General features: G+C 42.6%; 16 protein-coding genes. 7 read left to right on the top strand and 9 right to left on the bottom strand.

What is annotated here, in order from left to right:
- Positions 1 to 3: 3 nt before the first annotated feature.
- Positions 4 to 1,806 carry a translational GTPase TypA gene (gene typA / locus F6K49_RS19955; protein WP_075896790.1) on the top strand — a complete coding sequence of 601 codons (1,803 nt, stop codon included), beginning with the start codon at positions 4 to 6 and terminating at the stop codon, positions 1,804 to 1,806.
- Between the two features lie 87 nt (positions 1,807 to 1,893).
- On the opposite strand, the gene F6K49_RS19950 is transcribed toward typA, so the two are convergent.
- The 4 genes from F6K49_RS19950 to F6K49_RS19935 all read right to left on the bottom strand — a co-directional run bounded on the left by F6K49_RS19950 (position 1,894) and on the right by F6K49_RS19935 (position 5,199).
- On the bottom strand, positions 1,894 to 3,105 hold the full coding sequence (locus F6K49_RS19950; protein ID WP_075896792.1) for a PilT/PilU family type 4a pilus ATPase: 1,212 nt from the start codon (positions 3,103 to 3,105) through the stop codon (positions 1,894 to 1,896).
- A 291-nt stretch (positions 3,106 to 3,396) separates the two neighbouring features.
- Positions 3,397 to 3,690, bottom strand: a complete 294-nt coding sequence (locus F6K49_RS19945; RefSeq protein ID WP_293068393.1) for a hypothetical protein — start codon at positions 3,688 to 3,690, stop codon at positions 3,397 to 3,399.
- Positions 3,683 to 4,015 carry a hypothetical protein gene (locus F6K49_RS19940; RefSeq protein ID WP_293038036.1) on the bottom strand — a complete coding sequence of 111 codons (333 nt, stop codon included), beginning with the start codon at positions 4,013 to 4,015 and terminating at the stop codon, positions 3,683 to 3,685. The genes F6K49_RS19945 and F6K49_RS19940 overlap by 8 nt, the downstream gene beginning before the upstream one ends.
- 197 nt (positions 4,016 to 4,212) lie before the next feature.
- Positions 4,213 to 5,199: a GntR family transcriptional regulator gene (locus tag F6K49_RS19935; protein ID WP_075896794.1), complete on the bottom strand. Its 987-nt coding sequence runs from the start codon at positions 5,197 to 5,199 to the stop codon at positions 4,213 to 4,215.
- Positions 5,200 to 5,866: 667 nt separating this feature from the next.
- Between F6K49_RS19935 and F6K49_RS19930 the strand changes: the two genes are divergently transcribed.
- The 3 genes from F6K49_RS19930 to F6K49_RS19920 all read left to right on the top strand — a co-directional run bounded on the left by F6K49_RS19930 (position 5,867) and on the right by F6K49_RS19920 (position 8,411).
- On the top strand, positions 5,867 to 6,610 hold the full coding sequence (locus F6K49_RS19930; protein WP_293068396.1) for a dienelactone hydrolase family protein: 744 nt from the start codon (positions 5,867 to 5,869) through the stop codon (positions 6,608 to 6,610).
- Between the two features lie 77 nt (positions 6,611 to 6,687).
- Positions 6,688 to 7,593, top strand: a complete 906-nt coding sequence (locus F6K49_RS19925; RefSeq protein ID WP_293099411.1) for a S1 RNA-binding domain-containing protein — start codon at positions 6,688 to 6,690, stop codon at positions 7,591 to 7,593.
- A 110-nt stretch (positions 7,594 to 7,703) separates the two neighbouring features.
- The gene (locus F6K49_RS19920; protein ID WP_293099409.1) at positions 7,704 to 8,411 is read left to right on the top strand and encodes an ROK family protein; all 708 of its coding nucleotides are present in this window, start codon (positions 7,704 to 7,706) and stop codon (positions 8,409 to 8,411) included.
- 40 nt (positions 8,412 to 8,451) lie between these two features.
- Here F6K49_RS19920 and F6K49_RS19915 read toward each other — a convergent pair whose 3' ends face one another.
- The 3 genes from F6K49_RS19915 to F6K49_RS19905 are packed head-to-tail and all read right to left on the bottom strand — an operon-like array spanning position 8,452 to position 11,157.
- Positions 8,452 to 9,300, bottom strand: a complete 849-nt coding sequence (locus tag F6K49_RS19915) for an alpha/beta fold hydrolase (protein ID WP_293099407.1) — start codon at positions 9,298 to 9,300, stop codon at positions 8,452 to 8,454.
- A 19-nt stretch (positions 9,301 to 9,319) separates the two neighbouring features.
- A complete protein-coding gene (gene gatA, locus F6K49_RS19910) occupies positions 9,320 to 10,789 on the bottom strand; it encodes an Asp-tRNA(Asn)/Glu-tRNA(Gln) amidotransferase subunit GatA (protein ID WP_293099405.1) in 1,470 nt (489 codons plus the stop codon).
- 11 nt (positions 10,790 to 10,800) lie between these two features.
- Complete coding sequence (locus F6K49_RS19905; protein ID WP_293099403.1) at positions 10,801 to 11,157, bottom strand: hypothetical protein; 357 nt, start codon at positions 11,155 to 11,157, stop codon at positions 10,801 to 10,803.
- Between the two features lie 76 nt (positions 11,158 to 11,233).
- Between F6K49_RS19905 and F6K49_RS19900 the strand changes: the two genes are divergently transcribed.
- The gene (locus F6K49_RS19900) at positions 11,234 to 11,380 is read left to right on the top strand and encodes a hypothetical protein (RefSeq protein ID WP_293038048.1); all 147 of its coding nucleotides are present in this window, start codon (positions 11,234 to 11,236) and stop codon (positions 11,378 to 11,380) included.
- Here F6K49_RS19900 and F6K49_RS19895 read toward each other — a convergent pair.
- A complete protein-coding gene (locus tag F6K49_RS19895) occupies positions 11,337 to 11,924 on the bottom strand; it encodes a class I SAM-dependent methyltransferase (RefSeq protein ID WP_293068414.1) in 588 nt (195 codons plus the stop codon). The genes F6K49_RS19900 and F6K49_RS19895 overlap by 44 nt on opposite strands.
- Positions 11,925 to 12,472: 548 nt before the next feature.
- On the opposite strand from F6K49_RS19895, the gene F6K49_RS19890 reads away from it, so the two are divergent.
- Complete coding sequence (locus tag F6K49_RS19890; protein ID WP_293068417.1) at positions 12,473 to 14,500, top strand: hypothetical protein; 2,028 nt, start codon at positions 12,473 to 12,475, stop codon at positions 14,498 to 14,500.
- Entirely contained in the window at positions 14,497 to 14,952 is a 456-nt protein-coding gene (locus F6K49_RS19885; protein WP_293020785.1) for a hypothetical protein, read from the top strand. The genes F6K49_RS19890 and F6K49_RS19885 overlap by 4 nt, the downstream gene beginning before the upstream one ends.
- A gap of 300 nt (positions 14,953 to 15,252) precedes the next feature.
- Here the strand turns inward: F6K49_RS19885 and F6K49_RS19880 are convergent, their stop codons facing one another.
- Positions 15,253 to 15,585 (bottom strand): DUF433 domain-containing protein, encoded by a 333-nt coding sequence (locus tag F6K49_RS19880; RefSeq protein WP_293020784.1) that lies wholly within the window; start codon positions 15,583 to 15,585, stop codon positions 15,253 to 15,255.
- Between the last annotated feature and the right edge of the window lie 291 nt (positions 15,586 to 15,876).

Below are 15,876 nucleotides of genomic sequence, written 5' to 3'. Positions count from 1 at the left end.
GGTATGACTCTCCCAATTCGCAACGTTGCTATTATTGCTCACGTCGATCACGGCAAAACTACCTTAGTTGACGCTCTACTCAAACAATCCGGTATCTTCCGCGAAGGGGAAGACGTTCCAGACTGCGTCATGGACTCCAACGATTTAGAGCGGGAGCGGGGTATTACTATTCTTTCTAAGAATACCGCCGTTCGGTACAAAGACATCCTAATTAATATTGTTGATACTCCCGGTCACGCTGACTTTGGTGGAGAAGTAGAGCGGGTATTGGGTATGGTGGATGGCTGCATCCTAATTGTGGATGCTAATGAAGGACCAATGCCTCAAACCCGATTTGTCCTGAAAAAAGCTCTGGAAAAAGGACTGCGCCCGATTGTAGTGGTCAATAAAATTGACCGACCCCAAGCGGACCCTTATGGTGCCATCGACAAAGTGCTGGATCTGTTCCTAGAATTAGGAGCAGACGATGACCAGTGTGAGTTTCCCTACCTATTTGCCTCCGGTCTACAAGGCTACGCCAAAGAAGATTTGGACGCAGAAGCGGTAGATATGCAACCACTGTTTGAAGCGATTTTGCATCATGTCCCGCCACCAGTAGGAGACCCTGCCAAGCCGCTACAACTACAAGTCACCACCTTGGACTATTCCGAGTACCTAGGTCGCATTGTGATTGGCAGAATTCACAACGGAACTATTAAGGCCAGTCAACAAGCTGCTTTAGTTAAGGATACTGGGGACATAGTTCAGGCAAAAGTTACCAAGTTGATGGGATTTGAAGGACTCAAGCGAGTTGACCTAAAAGAAGCATCAGCTGGTTATATCGTGGCGGTAGCTGGGTTTGCTGATGCCAATATTGGTGAAACCATTACTTGTCCCAATGAACCCCAAGCCTTACCCCTAATTAAGGTAGATGAGCCTACCTTGCAAATGACCTTCTGCGTGAATGATTCCCCCTTTGCGGGTAAGGAAGGGGACTTTGTAACTTCGCGACAATTACGCGATCGCTTATTCCGGGAATTAGAAACAAACGTAGCACTACGGGTAGAACCCACTGACTCCCCCGATAAATTCCTAGTATCTGGTCGTGGAGAGCTACACCTGGGTATTCTGATCGAAACCATGCGTCGCCAAGGATATGAGTTCCAAGTTTCCCAACCCCAAGTAATCTACCGGGAAGTTAATGGTCAACCTTGTGAACCCTTTGAATATCTAGTGCTAGATGTGCCAGAAGAAGCCGTGGGTAGCTGTATCGAGCGTTTAGGACAGCGCAAAGGGGAAATGCAAGATATGCAAGTGGGTGCCAATGGTCGCACCCAAATCGATTTTGTGATTCCTGCCCGTGGCTTAGTTGGTTTCCGGGGGGACTTCCTTCGCTTGACCAAAGGTGAAGGGATCATGAATCATAGCTTCCTAGAATATCGTCCCATGACTGGGGAATTAGAAACTCGCCGCAATGGAGTAATTGTAGCCTTTGAAGAAGGGATGGCTACCTTCTATGCCCTGAAAAATGGAGAAGACCGTGGTGTATTCTTTATTAAACCAGGCACTAAGGTTTACAAAAACATGATTATTGGGGAACACAATCGTCCTCAGGACTTAGATCTAAATGTCTGTAAAACGAAGCAGTTAACTAACCATCGTTCCGCCACTGGGGATGAATTAGTGCAGTTACAAGCCCCAATGGAGATGAGTTTGGAACGGGCTTTGGAGTATATTGGACCCGATGAACTGGTGGAGATTACACCTCAGTCAGTTCGTTTGCGGAAGCTGTCTAAGAAGAAGTTGGCGAAGCAAGGTAAAAGGTAAGAATTGAGAATGTAGAATTTAGAATTTAGAATGTAGAATGTAGAATTTAGAATGCATTCTTAATTCTAAATTCTGACAGACAACCTCCTAACCTTCATTCATCCAATCACGAGCCGAGGCGGAAGCATCTATACCACCAGTGCGCATCTGGCGTATCAAAGCCTGGGGATCAGGAGACACTTTAAGGGCTTCGGTGGGTGTGATTTTTTCATCAATTAGGTAGTTGTAGAGAGCCTGATTCATAACTTGCATTCCTTCAATGGTTTCAGTTTCCATCAGTCGGAACACATCCCCATCTTCTCCCTTAAGCAGGTAATCCTGTACAGTTGGGGTATTGATTAAAATGTCATGAACCGCAATCCGACCCTTATCGATGGTTGGTACTAAGAGTTGGGCAATAACTGCCAACAGGGACTCAGCAATCTGGATGCGGATCGCTGACTGTTCATCAGGATTGTAGAGATTCAACAGACGGTTAATACTGCTGATGGCATTGCGAGTGTGTAGAGTACCCAAGACCAGATGACCGGTTTGGGCAGCTTGCAGGGCAGTATCAACTGTGATGCGATCGCGCATTTCCCCAATTAGAATTATATCGGGATCCTCCCGTAACACAGACCGCAGAGCGTGGTGAAACTCATGGGTGTGTAATCCCACTTCTCGCTGACTAATCAGGCACTTTCGGGAGCGGTGGACATATTCAACCGGGTCTTCAATGGTAACAATATGTTTGTACTCTGTTTCATTGAGATGGCGAATCATCGCCGCAAGAGTCGTTGATTTACCTGATCCTGTCGGACCGGTAACTAAAATAATTCCCTGACCCTTGCTAACTATTTTTTTTAAAACTTGCGGTAGAGTTAAATCATCGATTGAAGGAACATCAAGGCTGATTAATCGCAGCACAATGGCTCCGCCGTTTAGGGAGTCAAAACAATTCACCCGACAGCGCACTAAGCCAGGGTAAAAAATAGCAGTATCCAGTTCTTTGGCTTCAGCAAACTGCTTCCTCTGAGCCGGAGTGAGAATCTCATTGAGGTATGCCTCAAAGACTTCCACTGTGACCTTGGTATGACGTTTAGCCACATACATCTTGCCCCGAATCCTAAATCTGGGGACCTGTCCCACTCGAATATGAATGTCAGAAGCTTTGTGACCATGAGCCTCTGCGACGATTTGCTCGATAGAAGGGGGATGGCTAAGGTTCGAGTTAAGTTCTACTACTGGTTTAAGTGGTGATGGTAAAGTTTGAGGCTCTTGATCAATTTGCACTCCTACACCAGAATTCGTGTTCTTCATATGATGTACCTAAAGATACCCTTGCTGGACTGATCAGGTCGGGGCGTTGATGTTTGCTGATCTTCTTGTTGGCAGTGAATTTCGGTTGCTTGTGATCCAACCAAAGAACTGTCAACCCTAGAGAAATTTTACTTTATATAAAAAGTTTTCACACTAATCCAGCTAGGTTTTTGATATTGCTGTCAGACCTCACCTAGATATGATATATTTAAAGTTTATGGATTAGGATGATAGCCTTAGGTACCGGAACTTAAGCTAAGCCCTAACCCTCAAAATTACAATACCAGAGTACTAGTCACCAAGCTCAATAGTTTTGAGTTCCCCTTCCACGAAATAAAAAATTTCAGAACCGAAAGCGATGGTGCTCAGTTCCAAATCTTGAGGTTTGCCAGTGGCCTGATCAGTTGTCGCTTTCCACAGCCTAATCGCTGGTTGGGACTCAAACGTCTCCCGTTCCGGTGTTCCTGGCTGCAAGGGAAAATAATCACGCTGGGCAGAACCAAGTTTTCCTGGAGGCTTGAATCTCATTGAGGTGTAAATCACACCTTCAGATGGTTCACTAAGGCGTTGATATTCCCTAGTCACTGCTGGAGCTCTCCTTGCCCTTGCCCTGATTAAGTAGAAGCTGAAATTTAGGCTCAGCATTTTCTTGGCTTACTAGTAACACGGCGTAGTCTTTGAGACTATCCCTATTAAAATCAGCGGTGAAGATAGTACAGGTAAGCTGCACATTTATATCTTCTTGATCAAAGGAGCGAATTGACTTCACAAAGTCAGAACCTTGAGCAAGTCGATATTCCCCAATGTTTTTTTGGAGTTGTTTTGGCAGTTCTCCGTAACATTGAAAGTCTGGTAGCTCAACTGATGGCTCAGCTTTAGAGTTACAGGCTACCAGTAGTAGTATTGGCACCGAAAATAGGAAAATTTTTATGAGCATTATTTTCGGATAATTTTTAGTAATTTAAATACTTTCGTTCAACTAGTAAATTTAAACTAATTAATTTAGCTTATGGGGTAATGTTGTCACACTGCTGCACAACTTTTTTTGATATTTTTAGCGGTATAATCCATAATATCCCATAGCTTTAATCCCATCAAACCGTTAAGTTAACCCAAACCCAGTTCCCGTTTGAGCAGATTAATCGACTTGCTACCAATATAGTTTTCACAACGGATCAGCTTGGGTGGTCGAATAATATCTTCACGAGCAGCTAAGATGGCCTCTTTAACAGTTTGATAACTTGCTTGATCGCTAATAATTATCTGGGAACTACGAACCAGAGCTTTTAGTTTGTAGTTGTCCTTAATCTGAGCCGTCATCACTAACAACTCATCTCCCCGTAGACTATGGATAATAATTTCTACTATTTTTAAAATCCCAGAACTGATGCTAACCACTCCTAAACGGCTACCTTTGGAGAGATTCTTAATTAGCTTAATTTCTGGCTCATAGTCATAAATATCAACAGGGATGACACGGACAGATTTAGGGGCAACAATCCCTTCTGCTTTACCGATAAAATAGCGACTAGTAACTACTGTCGCCGAGTGAGTTTGATCCAAAGCTTCCGAGAGTTCTTCCATTGGCACCAACTGCACCGGGATTCCCAAGGATTGTTCTAACTCCTGCACCATCAATTCTCCAGCACCAATGTCTCGTGACTCTACTGTCACCAGTACCCTAGCGCTACACCGTAACCGCCAGTCAATCTCCGACAAAAATAGTTCCCTAGCTTGGTTAAGGGAGCAACCTTGTCCGAGAAGTTGATTGAGGCTATCTTGAACAACCTTGTAAGCTTCGGGGGAAAACTGGTTAAGAATGCCAACCTGACGTCGATTACCCCCTTCATGACCCTGTGCCTTAACATAAATGCCTGACCCAGCATGGGACTCTACTAGTCCTGTTTCTTCTAACTGCCGATATACCTTGCTGATGGTATTGCGGTGCAAACCCGTCTCCATCGCTAGCTGACGGGTACTGGGCAGTTTATGACCTGGGGAATATTGTCGGGATGCGATCGCAAACTGAATTTGGTCAAATAGCTGCTTCGAGGCAGGTATTTCACTATCTTGTTGAATATGATACTGAACCATTACAGAGTCTCCAAAATCCCCTGTTTATCACTATTATATGGTAAATTTTATATTTTAAACTTTTCGTTCAAATTTTGCTATCCACTTCAGCTATAATGTAAGCATTCAGCTATCAGCCGTGAGCTAAAAGCTCACGCGTGCGCGTTCAGCGGTCAGCTTAAAATAAGATTTGGGATAATTTAATAGTTCGAGATTTTATCGAATTCAAAGTCTCGGTAGTAATGATTCAGCCGTCACCTGATAGCACCTCAAGTAGCATCTCAAGTAGCGCATTAGCTGATACGCGACACGCTGATACCATCTCAAGTAGCACCATCTGTAGAGCCTAGGCTGATAGCTGATCCCTAATAGCTTATCGCTGATCCCTAATAGCTTATCGTTTAAAAATTAGCTAATTATAACTAAGTTAGCTCCCAAATAACTAAGTCAATAAAAATCAATAAAAATCAATAAAAATTAATAGATTTTTAATTTATACTCTGGACTATACTGAACTATCCAATTAAGTAAACTAGTTAATTAACTTATTATTTATTTATTAAATACAGGTATAATTTAGAGTTAAGCTACTGCTGTAGAATTGGCGCTGAATTCAGAAAGCCAAGAAAACCTTTAGCTTAGCATCTATAACTGCCAAGCAAGAGCTTCACATCCTTCCAAATCGATTATGACACATAGCGAAATTCGTACCATTACCGTCAAGGTGGTCAATGGTGATCTAGACATAGCAGCTTACCTGGCAATGCCGGTGGCAGAAAGACCTCTTCCTGGAATTGTGGTGCTGCAAGAAATTTTTGGGGTGAATGGCCATATCCGGGATATCACAGAACGGTTTGCCAAAGAAGGCTATGTTGCGATCGCTCCGGCACTCTATCAACGCCAAGCCCCAGGCTTTGAGACAGGTTACACCACTGAAGACATTAAGATTGGCAAGGAATACAAGGCACAAACCAGAGCAGCTGAACTGCTGGGAGACATACTCGGGGCCATCGATTACCTGAGGAGTCAAACCCCTGTGCAAGATAACTCCATCGGCTCTATTGGCTTTTGTTTCGGCGGTCATGTTGCCTATCTGGCTGCTACCTTACCCGATATTAAAGCTACTGCTTCGTTCTATGGCGCTGGGATTACTACTATGACTCCTGGCGGTGGTGAACCAACTATTACTCGCACACCAGAGATTAACGGTACACTCTATGGTTTCTTTGGCATGGAAGATGCTAGCATTCCAGCAGAAGAGGTTGATCAGATTGAGGCTGCTCTTGAGAAAAATAAAATTAATTATCGTGTCTTTCGTTACGATGGAGCAGACCACGGATTTTTCTGTGACCAACGGGCTAGCTACAATGAAAAAGCAGCTACTGATGCGTGGGCTAACGTTTTGCAGCTCTTTAGGGAAAAACTTGACTAAACTGTCACCGGCTCCCAACTTTTTAAGCAGCTGATCCCATATCAGAAATCATCACTGATTTTAAACCGTTAATCATCATGAATTCAAAATCAACCTCTTCGACCACCAGCAATTCATCCTTTTCTATGGATGATTTTGCTCAAGCCCTAGAAGAATACGACTATGAGTTTAAACAGGGACAGGTGGTTCGTGGCAGAGTACATAACTACGAAACCGATGGTGCTTATGTAGACATCGGTGGTAAGTCCCTGGCTTATCTACCAATTAGTGAAGTTTCCTTAGAATTGGATCTCGATTGGTCGGAAGTACTGCCCTTGAATGAGGAAATGGATTTCCTGATTATTCGGGAGCAGAATGCCGATGGTCAAGTTACCCTTTCCCGGCGTCAGCTGGAGATTAAGCAGGTTTGGGATGGGTTAGTTGAACTCCAAGACAATGGAAAATCATTAGATGTCCGGGTTTCTGGAGTGAATAAAGGTGGTGTCACCGTGGATGTGCGCGGATTGCGGGGATTTATTCCGCGATCGCACTTGAGTCAGCACGACCATCTAGATTCCTTGATTGGTCAGAAACTAACAGTCACTTTCCTAGAAGCTGACCGCGATCGCAATAAGCTAGTGCTTTCTCAGCGGGAAGCTGTGCGTGCTGCTACTTTCTCTGAGCTAGAAATCGGACAATTAGTGGAAGGTAAAGTAGCTGCGATCAAGCCCTTTGGTGTGTTTGTGGACTTTAATCAAACCAATGGCTTGCTGCACATTAAGCAAGTAAGCCAAAATTTCGTTGAAGACCTCTCCAAAGTGTTTGAAATCGGTCAAGTGATCCAGGTAATGATTATTAACTTGGATGAAGGCAAAGGTCGTATTTCTATGTCTACCAGGGTTTTAGAAAATTACCCAGGAGAAATGCTCGAAAAGATGGCAGAGGTAATGGCTAGTGCTCCAGCTCGTGCTGAACGTGCTAGGCAAAAACTATTACAAGCATAAGTTAGGTCTTTTTAATCGATAATGTTTGTTGTTGGCTGTTGACCGTTGACCGTTTACTGTTGACTGTTGACCGTTGACAGTAAACTGTGAACCGTGAACTAAAATACCTGATGAATCAAAACAATAGCCCAATCCATACCCTTACCGTAGATATTGGTGGCAGTGGCGTTAAGGTGATGGTATTAGATGAAGTGGGTAATCCCATCACCGAACGTAGTCGCTTAGAAACACCCCAACCTCCTAAGCCGGATGCTATTATTGATGCGATCGCATCCCTAGCTCTCGGACAAGGGGATTTTGAACGGGTATCGGTGGGATTTCCTGGAGTGGTGCGCAATGGGATAACCTATACGGCGGTAAACCTCGATCCCGATTGGGAGGGATTTGATCTGGCTACTACCCTATCTCAACGCTTAGGCAAACCGGTGCGGGTAGCTAATGATGCCGATGTGCAAGGATTAGGAGCAATTACTGGCCAGGGAGTGGAATTGACGATTACCCTAGGCACAGGGTTTGGTTCGGCTTTATTTGTAGATGGCAAGCTGGTGCCAAATCTGGAAATGGGACACCATCCTTTTCGTAAAGGGGAAACCTACGAAGAACAGTTGGGGCGAGCGGCTTTAGAGAAAGATGGTAAGAAGAAATGGAATAACCGTCTCAAAAAAGCGATCGCATCCCTGGAGCGTTTGTTTAATTATAATTCCCTTTACATTGGTGGTGGTGAAGCCAAAAAAATTAACTTTGAGCTACCCCCCAATGTAAAAGTAGTGCCCAATGTTGCTGGGTTATTGGGGGGTATTGCTTTGTGGCGGGATTAGAAAAAACCCGTGAAATACTATAGGGCTAAATACTATAACGCTAAGCTATAGCTTTTCCTACATAAACCTGTGTTACAAATTCCCCAATTTTCTGCTGATATTCGGAAGTAGCAACAGTTGTCAAATCATTGTGACCTGCATCAGGAACTAGCCAAAGCTGTTTAGGAACTGTAGCAGCATCGAACAAGACTTGACTCATACTAGCAGGAACTGTGGCATCACTAGTGCCATGGATTAAGAATATAGGTGTTTGGAGTGACTTGATTTTACTAATTGAGTCAAACCGCTGGGTAAGCAGAAGATCGATCGGCAAGAAACCATATTTTCTCTCATAATCTGCCATATCCCGCATGGAAGTAAATGAGCCTTCCGAAATCAAGCCTGCCATTTCTGGGTTACGCACCGCTAGATCAATCGCGATTGCTCCCCCCATGGAATGACCATAGACAAAAATATCTTGGGGATTGATGCCTCGTTGTTGGACTAGATAATCCCAAGCTACTTGAGCATCTTGATAAACTTGGGATTCCCTAGGAAATTTCCCCTCGCTGCGACCATAGCCTCGGTAGTCAATCAGCAGCAGGGATAAACCGACCTGATGTAACCGTTGGGCTATTTCAAGATATCCCCCAATATTAGAGGCATTACCGTGCAGATATAGCATCACCTTACTTTTTGGTGAGTCAGAGGGAATCCACCAGCTGTGAATTTTGTCAACTTTACCCTGATTGGATATTGGTAACCAAACCTCTTCGTAAGGCAAACCAAAGTCAGCTGGTGTATTTTCAATCACTGAGGCAGGACAAAACATTAGCCTATGTTGCAACAGCAACACGGAGGTACAAACTAAGGCGTAAGCGATCGCTATAAATCCTGCAACAATCAACATAATCAATTATCTTGATACTTCATCCTTCATCCTTCAAAACCGGTTGACTTAGATGCCATTCGGTTGCTTTTTCATAAGCATAACCTACTTGGAATAGCTGGTCTTCCCGCAATACATTACTAATCAACTGCATCCCAATGGGTAATCCCTGTTCATCAAAGCCACAGGGTATACTCATCCCTGGTAACCCAGCCAGATTAACTGGAATAGTCATCAGGTCAGTCAGATACATACTTAAAGGGTCTTCTGTCTTTTCCCCAGCTTTAAACGCTGTGGAGGGAGCTGTGGGACAGACTAGCACATCGACATTCTCAAAGGCTGCCTCAAAATCCTGTTTAATCAGAGTACGAACTTTTTGGGCTTTGAGATAATAGGCATCATAGTAACCAGCGGATAGGGCATAGGTTCCTAGCATAATCCGGCGCTTGACTTCTGCACCGAACCCTTCAGCACGGGTTTTGGTGTACATAGAAAGGAGATTGTCAGCATCTGATGCCCGTAAGCCATATTTAACCCCATCGTAGCGAGCTAGATTTGCTGATGCTTCTGACGGAGCAATAATGTAGTAGCAAGGCAAACCATACCGGAATCGGGCACAGGAAATTTCCTGAATCTCAGCACCTAAGTCTTTGAGCTGATCAATGGCTTTAGTGACTGCTTTCTCTACTACTGGGTCTAAGCCTTCTCCAAAGGTTTCTGTAATAATGCCAATCTTAACTTTACCGTTAGATTTTAGGTCTGGTTTCAGGAATTGGGTATAGTCGGGAATGTCTACTTTGAGGCTGGTAGCGTCATTGGGGTCATATCCTGCGATCGCATTCAGTAAAATAGCGGCATCTTCTACAGTGCGAGCAAATGGTCCAATTTGATCTAAGGACGACGCGAATGCCACTAAACCATAGCGGGATACTAAACCATAGGTTGGTTTCATGCCAACTACTCCACAGTAAGAAGCCGGTTGACGAATAGAACCACCGGTATCAGAACCCAGAGCAATGGGACATTCCCCAGAAGCTACGGCTGCGGCTGAGCCCCCGGAGGAGCCCCCGGGGACATGGGATAAATTCCAAGGGTTTTTAGTAAGTTGAAAAGCAGAGTTTTCCGTAGAACTCCCCATGGCAAATTCATCCAAGTTGGTTTTACCTACCATTACTGCCCCAGCATCTTTCAGTTTTTGGGTCACTGTTGACTCGTAGGGTGGGACAAACTTGGCCAGAATCCGGGAGCCGCAGGTGGTGGGAATCCCTTGGGTACACATATTGTCTTTGATGCCGATGGGTATACCGGCTAAGGGTCCGAGCTCTTCACCAGCTGCGATTTTGGCATCTACTTGACTGGCCTGTTCTAAAGCATAGTCTGAGGTGATGTGGAGGAAGCTTTGGACTTGAGGCTCTAGGGCTTGAATCTTATCTAGGGCTTCTTGGGTAATTTCTACAGCTGAGCGTTCTTTGTTGATTAGCTGTTGATGCAACTCGCGGACCGTGTCCATGCTTACTACCTTTACTGACTTAACCATTTCAACTCTAGTATTCTGACAAAAAATTCAGTGCTTAGGGGTTTGGGCTCAGGCTTAGCAAAGGGAGTAGGGAGTCGGGAGTCGGGAGTCGGGAGTCGGGAGTCGGGAGTCGGGAGTCGGGAGTCGGGAGTCGGGAGTCGGGAGTCGGGAGTCGGGAAAAGGTAACAAAAATTCTCACAATTCCGACAGGGATTGCTATTACAGGTGTTTGTTGGGCGTGTGGTAAGTTTGGGAAGTTTGGGTAGCGTGGGAGAGATGTTGATCAAGGGAAATTGGGTGCGATGTTCCCTTCGCGCAGCGTCTGGGACTGCCAGTAAGGAACCGCTACGCGAACGCATCATCTCCAACACAACCGGTAGAGTTTTTTTTCGGCTCTAGTTTACAACTACACTAGTATTATTAGTAACGCTATCTGGAATGAGCAAAACAATCTTGTTTCCCGATTCCCGATTCCCGATTCCCGTTCCCCGATTCCCGATTCCCGATTCCCGATTCCCGATTCCCTTTGCTATTAAAAATCCTATTTATTTGCTTCAATATAAATCATACGAGTTCGGATTGTAATTCCTTGGCTGGGAGAAGTCCAACCTACAATAAAATAATCTTCCATGGCATTGTCGAGGGCAAGTTTCGAGTGTTCATAAACTGGAATAGGCACCTTTTGAATATATTCCTCTGTTGTTTCATCAAGGCTAAAAATAATTGTTTCGCGAGCAATCCGATTCATCTGTTTAATAGCTGTTGCCGCGTCTTCCACAAACAGTAATGAACTTAAACAAAAAACAAAATCGTAGGACTGGCTATCAATTTGAGTGAGGGCTGTTTCAATGGGCTTGTGGATGGTTTTATACCCCCTTTTTGCCGCATAATCTAGCATCTTACTGGAAATATCAATCCCTGTATAGTCAAACTCTCCTTGCAACAATTCACTTAGGATACCTGTCCCACAAGCAATATCTAAAATACTGCCTTGATGGTGATTATGTCGATGGAAGATTTTAACGGCTTCATTGACATACTGGACATTAGAACTGGGTGCCTTTAACACCTCGTCATATTTGGCCGCAAATTTATCATAATAGTCTTCAGCACCAATTTTTGTTGACATAGTTTTGATTTATAAATTTAGATATAGTATAAGTCTTAATTATCTTAGAGCAAATCCGGATAATTCCCCATACTTCTAATATCCATATAAAATCTGGCTACCCCTGCTCCCTTGCTCCCCTACTCCCCCTGATATCCTCACCTAGACGTATTGTTTTTTGACCGGATTTTAGATGACACTTATTAGTGGTATTATTGGAAATTGAGCAAAAGTTAAACCCAAACACAGCAATACGGTTCAAAATCCGCAAAACATCATATAAATAATTGCCATGATTCCAGAAATCAAAAGCTTTTGCTCAAGCCTATCGTAGGTTTTATATTTTAAATAAATAAATTTATAAATATCAAGCTGGCACCCTATTTTAGGATAGTTTTTTATTTTTTTTACTATCATTCAAAATTTCTGGTTTAAAAGATTGAGTTACAGTTTGTGAAACTAGGTAATGAAGGAGTAGTATACCTTTTGTGTAAATTTTTGTTGCAGAATTAAACATTTCTGGGAACTTGAGCTAAAATCAATATAGGCTTTAAGTCCTTAAAAATTATATGAATAATCGTCAGAGGTTTGTCTTTAGATTCTTGGTGTTGCTTGTCTCAGGAGCTCTTGTTGCTTGGCTAGTGTTCGATAATAATCACTGGAGCGGTCGTAAGTCTGCAATAGAGAAAGCACTTAGTCAGGGTACTATAGGTCAGCTTAGTTCCAGAGAGGAAAAGCATCTTCAAGAGTTGCTTGACGAACTAGCAAGTGTCTCCACAACTGACTCAAAATGTAACATACAAGTCATTTTGAACAAGCCTTTCAGTGAAGATGGTCTGAATGTTTTCACTACGACTCCAGATTTAAAAAAACTAACCAAATGCAAATATGCTGATGCGATTTATGATGCAGGACTTGATGCCGTTTTTTTAGATAAGTCTCTTCTCCGCAGTTCAAGGATTAGTTGTACATTTGGAAGTTGCAAAATAGATTACTTTAATTTGAGCGATCCGACAGCCGAAATCTATCTACGCTACATAATTTTGCATGAATTTGGTCATAAATGTCTTCATCGAAATTTAAATTTTTTAAGTATTTTTTTCGCTTCTTCTGATGCTGCAAAAAAAATAGAAAGAGAAGCAGATTATTTTGCTCAAGAGGCGATTCAGCGACTTGGAGAAAAAGGAAAATTGCCTTCTCCGGCTGGGAGGGCAAGGTGGATTCATTTACCACCATCTACGCCAATATCTCCATCAGACAAAGTACAGGTAGCTCTGGCAGATATGGCTAACGAAATTACAGATGCATTACTTTTTTCAGATGCACCATACTCATCGATTTCTGATAATAAAACTCACGATAGCTTTGTAACTCGTTCTTTAGAAGTTCTAGAGAGAACCAATTCGATAATAACTAGTGATGATGTTTCAGGCTATGTTAACTTTGCTATTCAGCAAATTGAACGTATTCGAGATGTAACACCTCTGTTAAAAGCTGAAATCCATCTTGAAGAGAAAGATAAAAAGAAAGAGATCACTCAGAGAGTTAGCTTTGAAAAAGACCAGCTTATTATTTTCGGTAATGAAGGAGGAATTTTTTCGATTCCCTATTCAGATATTCGCAATGCTTGTCGTTATAAGCCATGCGCAGCAAAAACAGCAAAAAAAATTAACTCTCTTTCATCAGATTTACTAACAGATTTACTAAATCCATTTACACAGGTTGTTGCGACAAAAGCTTTTGGAACTTTGATCTCTATTCCTGGAAAAGGCTTTTTTTCTATTCACCAGAATAAGTGGATAGAAGTCTCTGACAGTATAAGTTTTCCCTTTAATTGGGAATATATTATTACCCCTTCACAACCAAGCGATGTTTTCCTAATCGTCTCAAAAAAAGATAGTGATCGTATTTTTCACTATGTTCAACTAGGTGAGCCAACTGTTTCAAAGAGCCAGACAGATCTATGTCGAGAAATTTCATTAGAGGGAGGAGCATATAAATGTTCAATGGAACCCGAGTTTGCTGGAGATGAAATTTATTTCTTAGTCAAGGATCTAAGCAATAAAAATAGGCTTGGTGTAGTTTTTGAAAATGCCAAAAACTTAGAATTTACGACATATAAATCCTTAAAAGCACCACCAGGTTTTTCCGCTTTTAGTACCAATATGAGGTTCGTTATTACTCATGATTATAATAAATGGTCTTACTATGCAGTAACTCATAATTTCGATCCTTACTTATTACATAAAGAAAAGTATCAAATAACTCTTTGGAAATTATCTGAAGTCGATGATCAAGCAAAAATAATTGACCAACATCAACTTACACTAGAAGCTATTCCTAGAGGAAATCAACCTAGAGACTGGTTGAATGTGCGACATCCCTCTCTCTTGACCTGTCAAAATATTTCATCAAGTTCAGTGATATGCACAGCCTGGAATGATTCGATCTATGGTTTTAACTCTGTCACTGAAAAACTTTATCCAGTTTTTCACCCTTCAGGTGTGAATAACCAATCAGGGGGTGGTTTAGTAGCTTATTGGACTAATAATGGCCACAAGGTAATTGTTATGGATGGGAGTAGAAATGATTTATGAAAAAGCTAATTTATTTATTTATTCGTTTCTTATTATTTGGCTTTGGTCTTATAGGTTTCTTGTGGCTACTTAGTCCAAAGTTTTTAGTTCTGGGTGCACACCAAGATCCTGAACCGAATTCTTTACTGATGCTTATAGGAGGCTACATTACGACAACAGTGGGTGTCGTGCTGGGTTCAGGTTATAGAGAGCTACAGCGCCGCATCAGAAAAGGGGAAGCAACAATCTCTCCCCGCAAGTTTCTTAAATACTTGGCTCAATCAACAGACCTTTGGTTAGGTCTTTTTGGTTCGCCTCTTGCGTTTGCTTTATTATGGAATTCGATCGAAGCAATTAGTCCTGGAGGTCTGGTAGTGACTGCCCTTGAAAACGGTTTCTGCTGTACTATTCTTGTAAATTCAGTAGTAGAGCCAGGTCCACCTACCACACCATCACCGCCAGCTGAGCAGTGAAAGTTGCACCGTTTTGGTCGGTAAGGTTAATTGGAAGCAATGGGATTTTGTTATCGAGACTTAGACAAAAAATCATGAAAAAAAAGCATCAAAGCTAAGTAGGGCAAAGGATATACACCACAGGTTAATCCCATCTAATTTAAGTAAGTTGTAAGTAAGTTTGCTCTACCGAACCTAGTATGCAGAACACCGCTGGCTAATTAATCACGTCGTAGGCATCATCTACCAAACAACCGGTAGAGTTTTTACTCTAGGTATAGTTCACCAGTACACCATTATTATTACTAACGCTTAGCTAATCTACTGATAGATTTCCATGTAGAGTTGGGCAAAAGCTAAATCTATCGAAGATAAATAAGGATAGTCTTCAAGAATAAACTCTGGAGATTCTCCCCGGTTAAGCCGACCAGCAATACGACGAACTGACAAGCGAGATTGAGGAAAAATCAACTCCCCTCCCATCAGCTTAGGATCTCTAACCAAACTATCGACCCATATGGCAAATTTTTCAATTACAGCTAGCAAGCAGAGATTATATATTTCCTTGGGCTGGATTTCCAATAGCCAGCGCCAAAGTTGCCAATGATCAGCAAGTCCACTTTTAGGTTTAGTTTTGTCTAGGGTATTTGTCATGGTTTAGGCTTTATATTCCATCAAAACTAAACGAATGATTACCTCTTTTATTCAAAAGCACCTCAAGTAGCGTGGCACAGGCTTCTAGGGTGGCACAGGCTTCTAGCCTGTGAACTAACGCATAAGCTGATAGCTGAGAGCTGATAGCTGATAGCTTACTTGTTGTCTCCTCTAAGACTTAGCCGTAACAGCAGCAATACGCTTCAAAATACTCAAAACATCATATAAATAATTGCCAGGATTCCAGATATCAAAGGCTTTTGATAAAGCATAGCGTAGAGTTTCGCCTTT

The sequence above is a fragment of the Moorena sp. SIO3I6 genome, from assembly GCF_010672095.1.
Note: the sequence above shows the minus strand (reverse complement) of the source record. Positions and strands in the feature narration are given on the sequence as shown.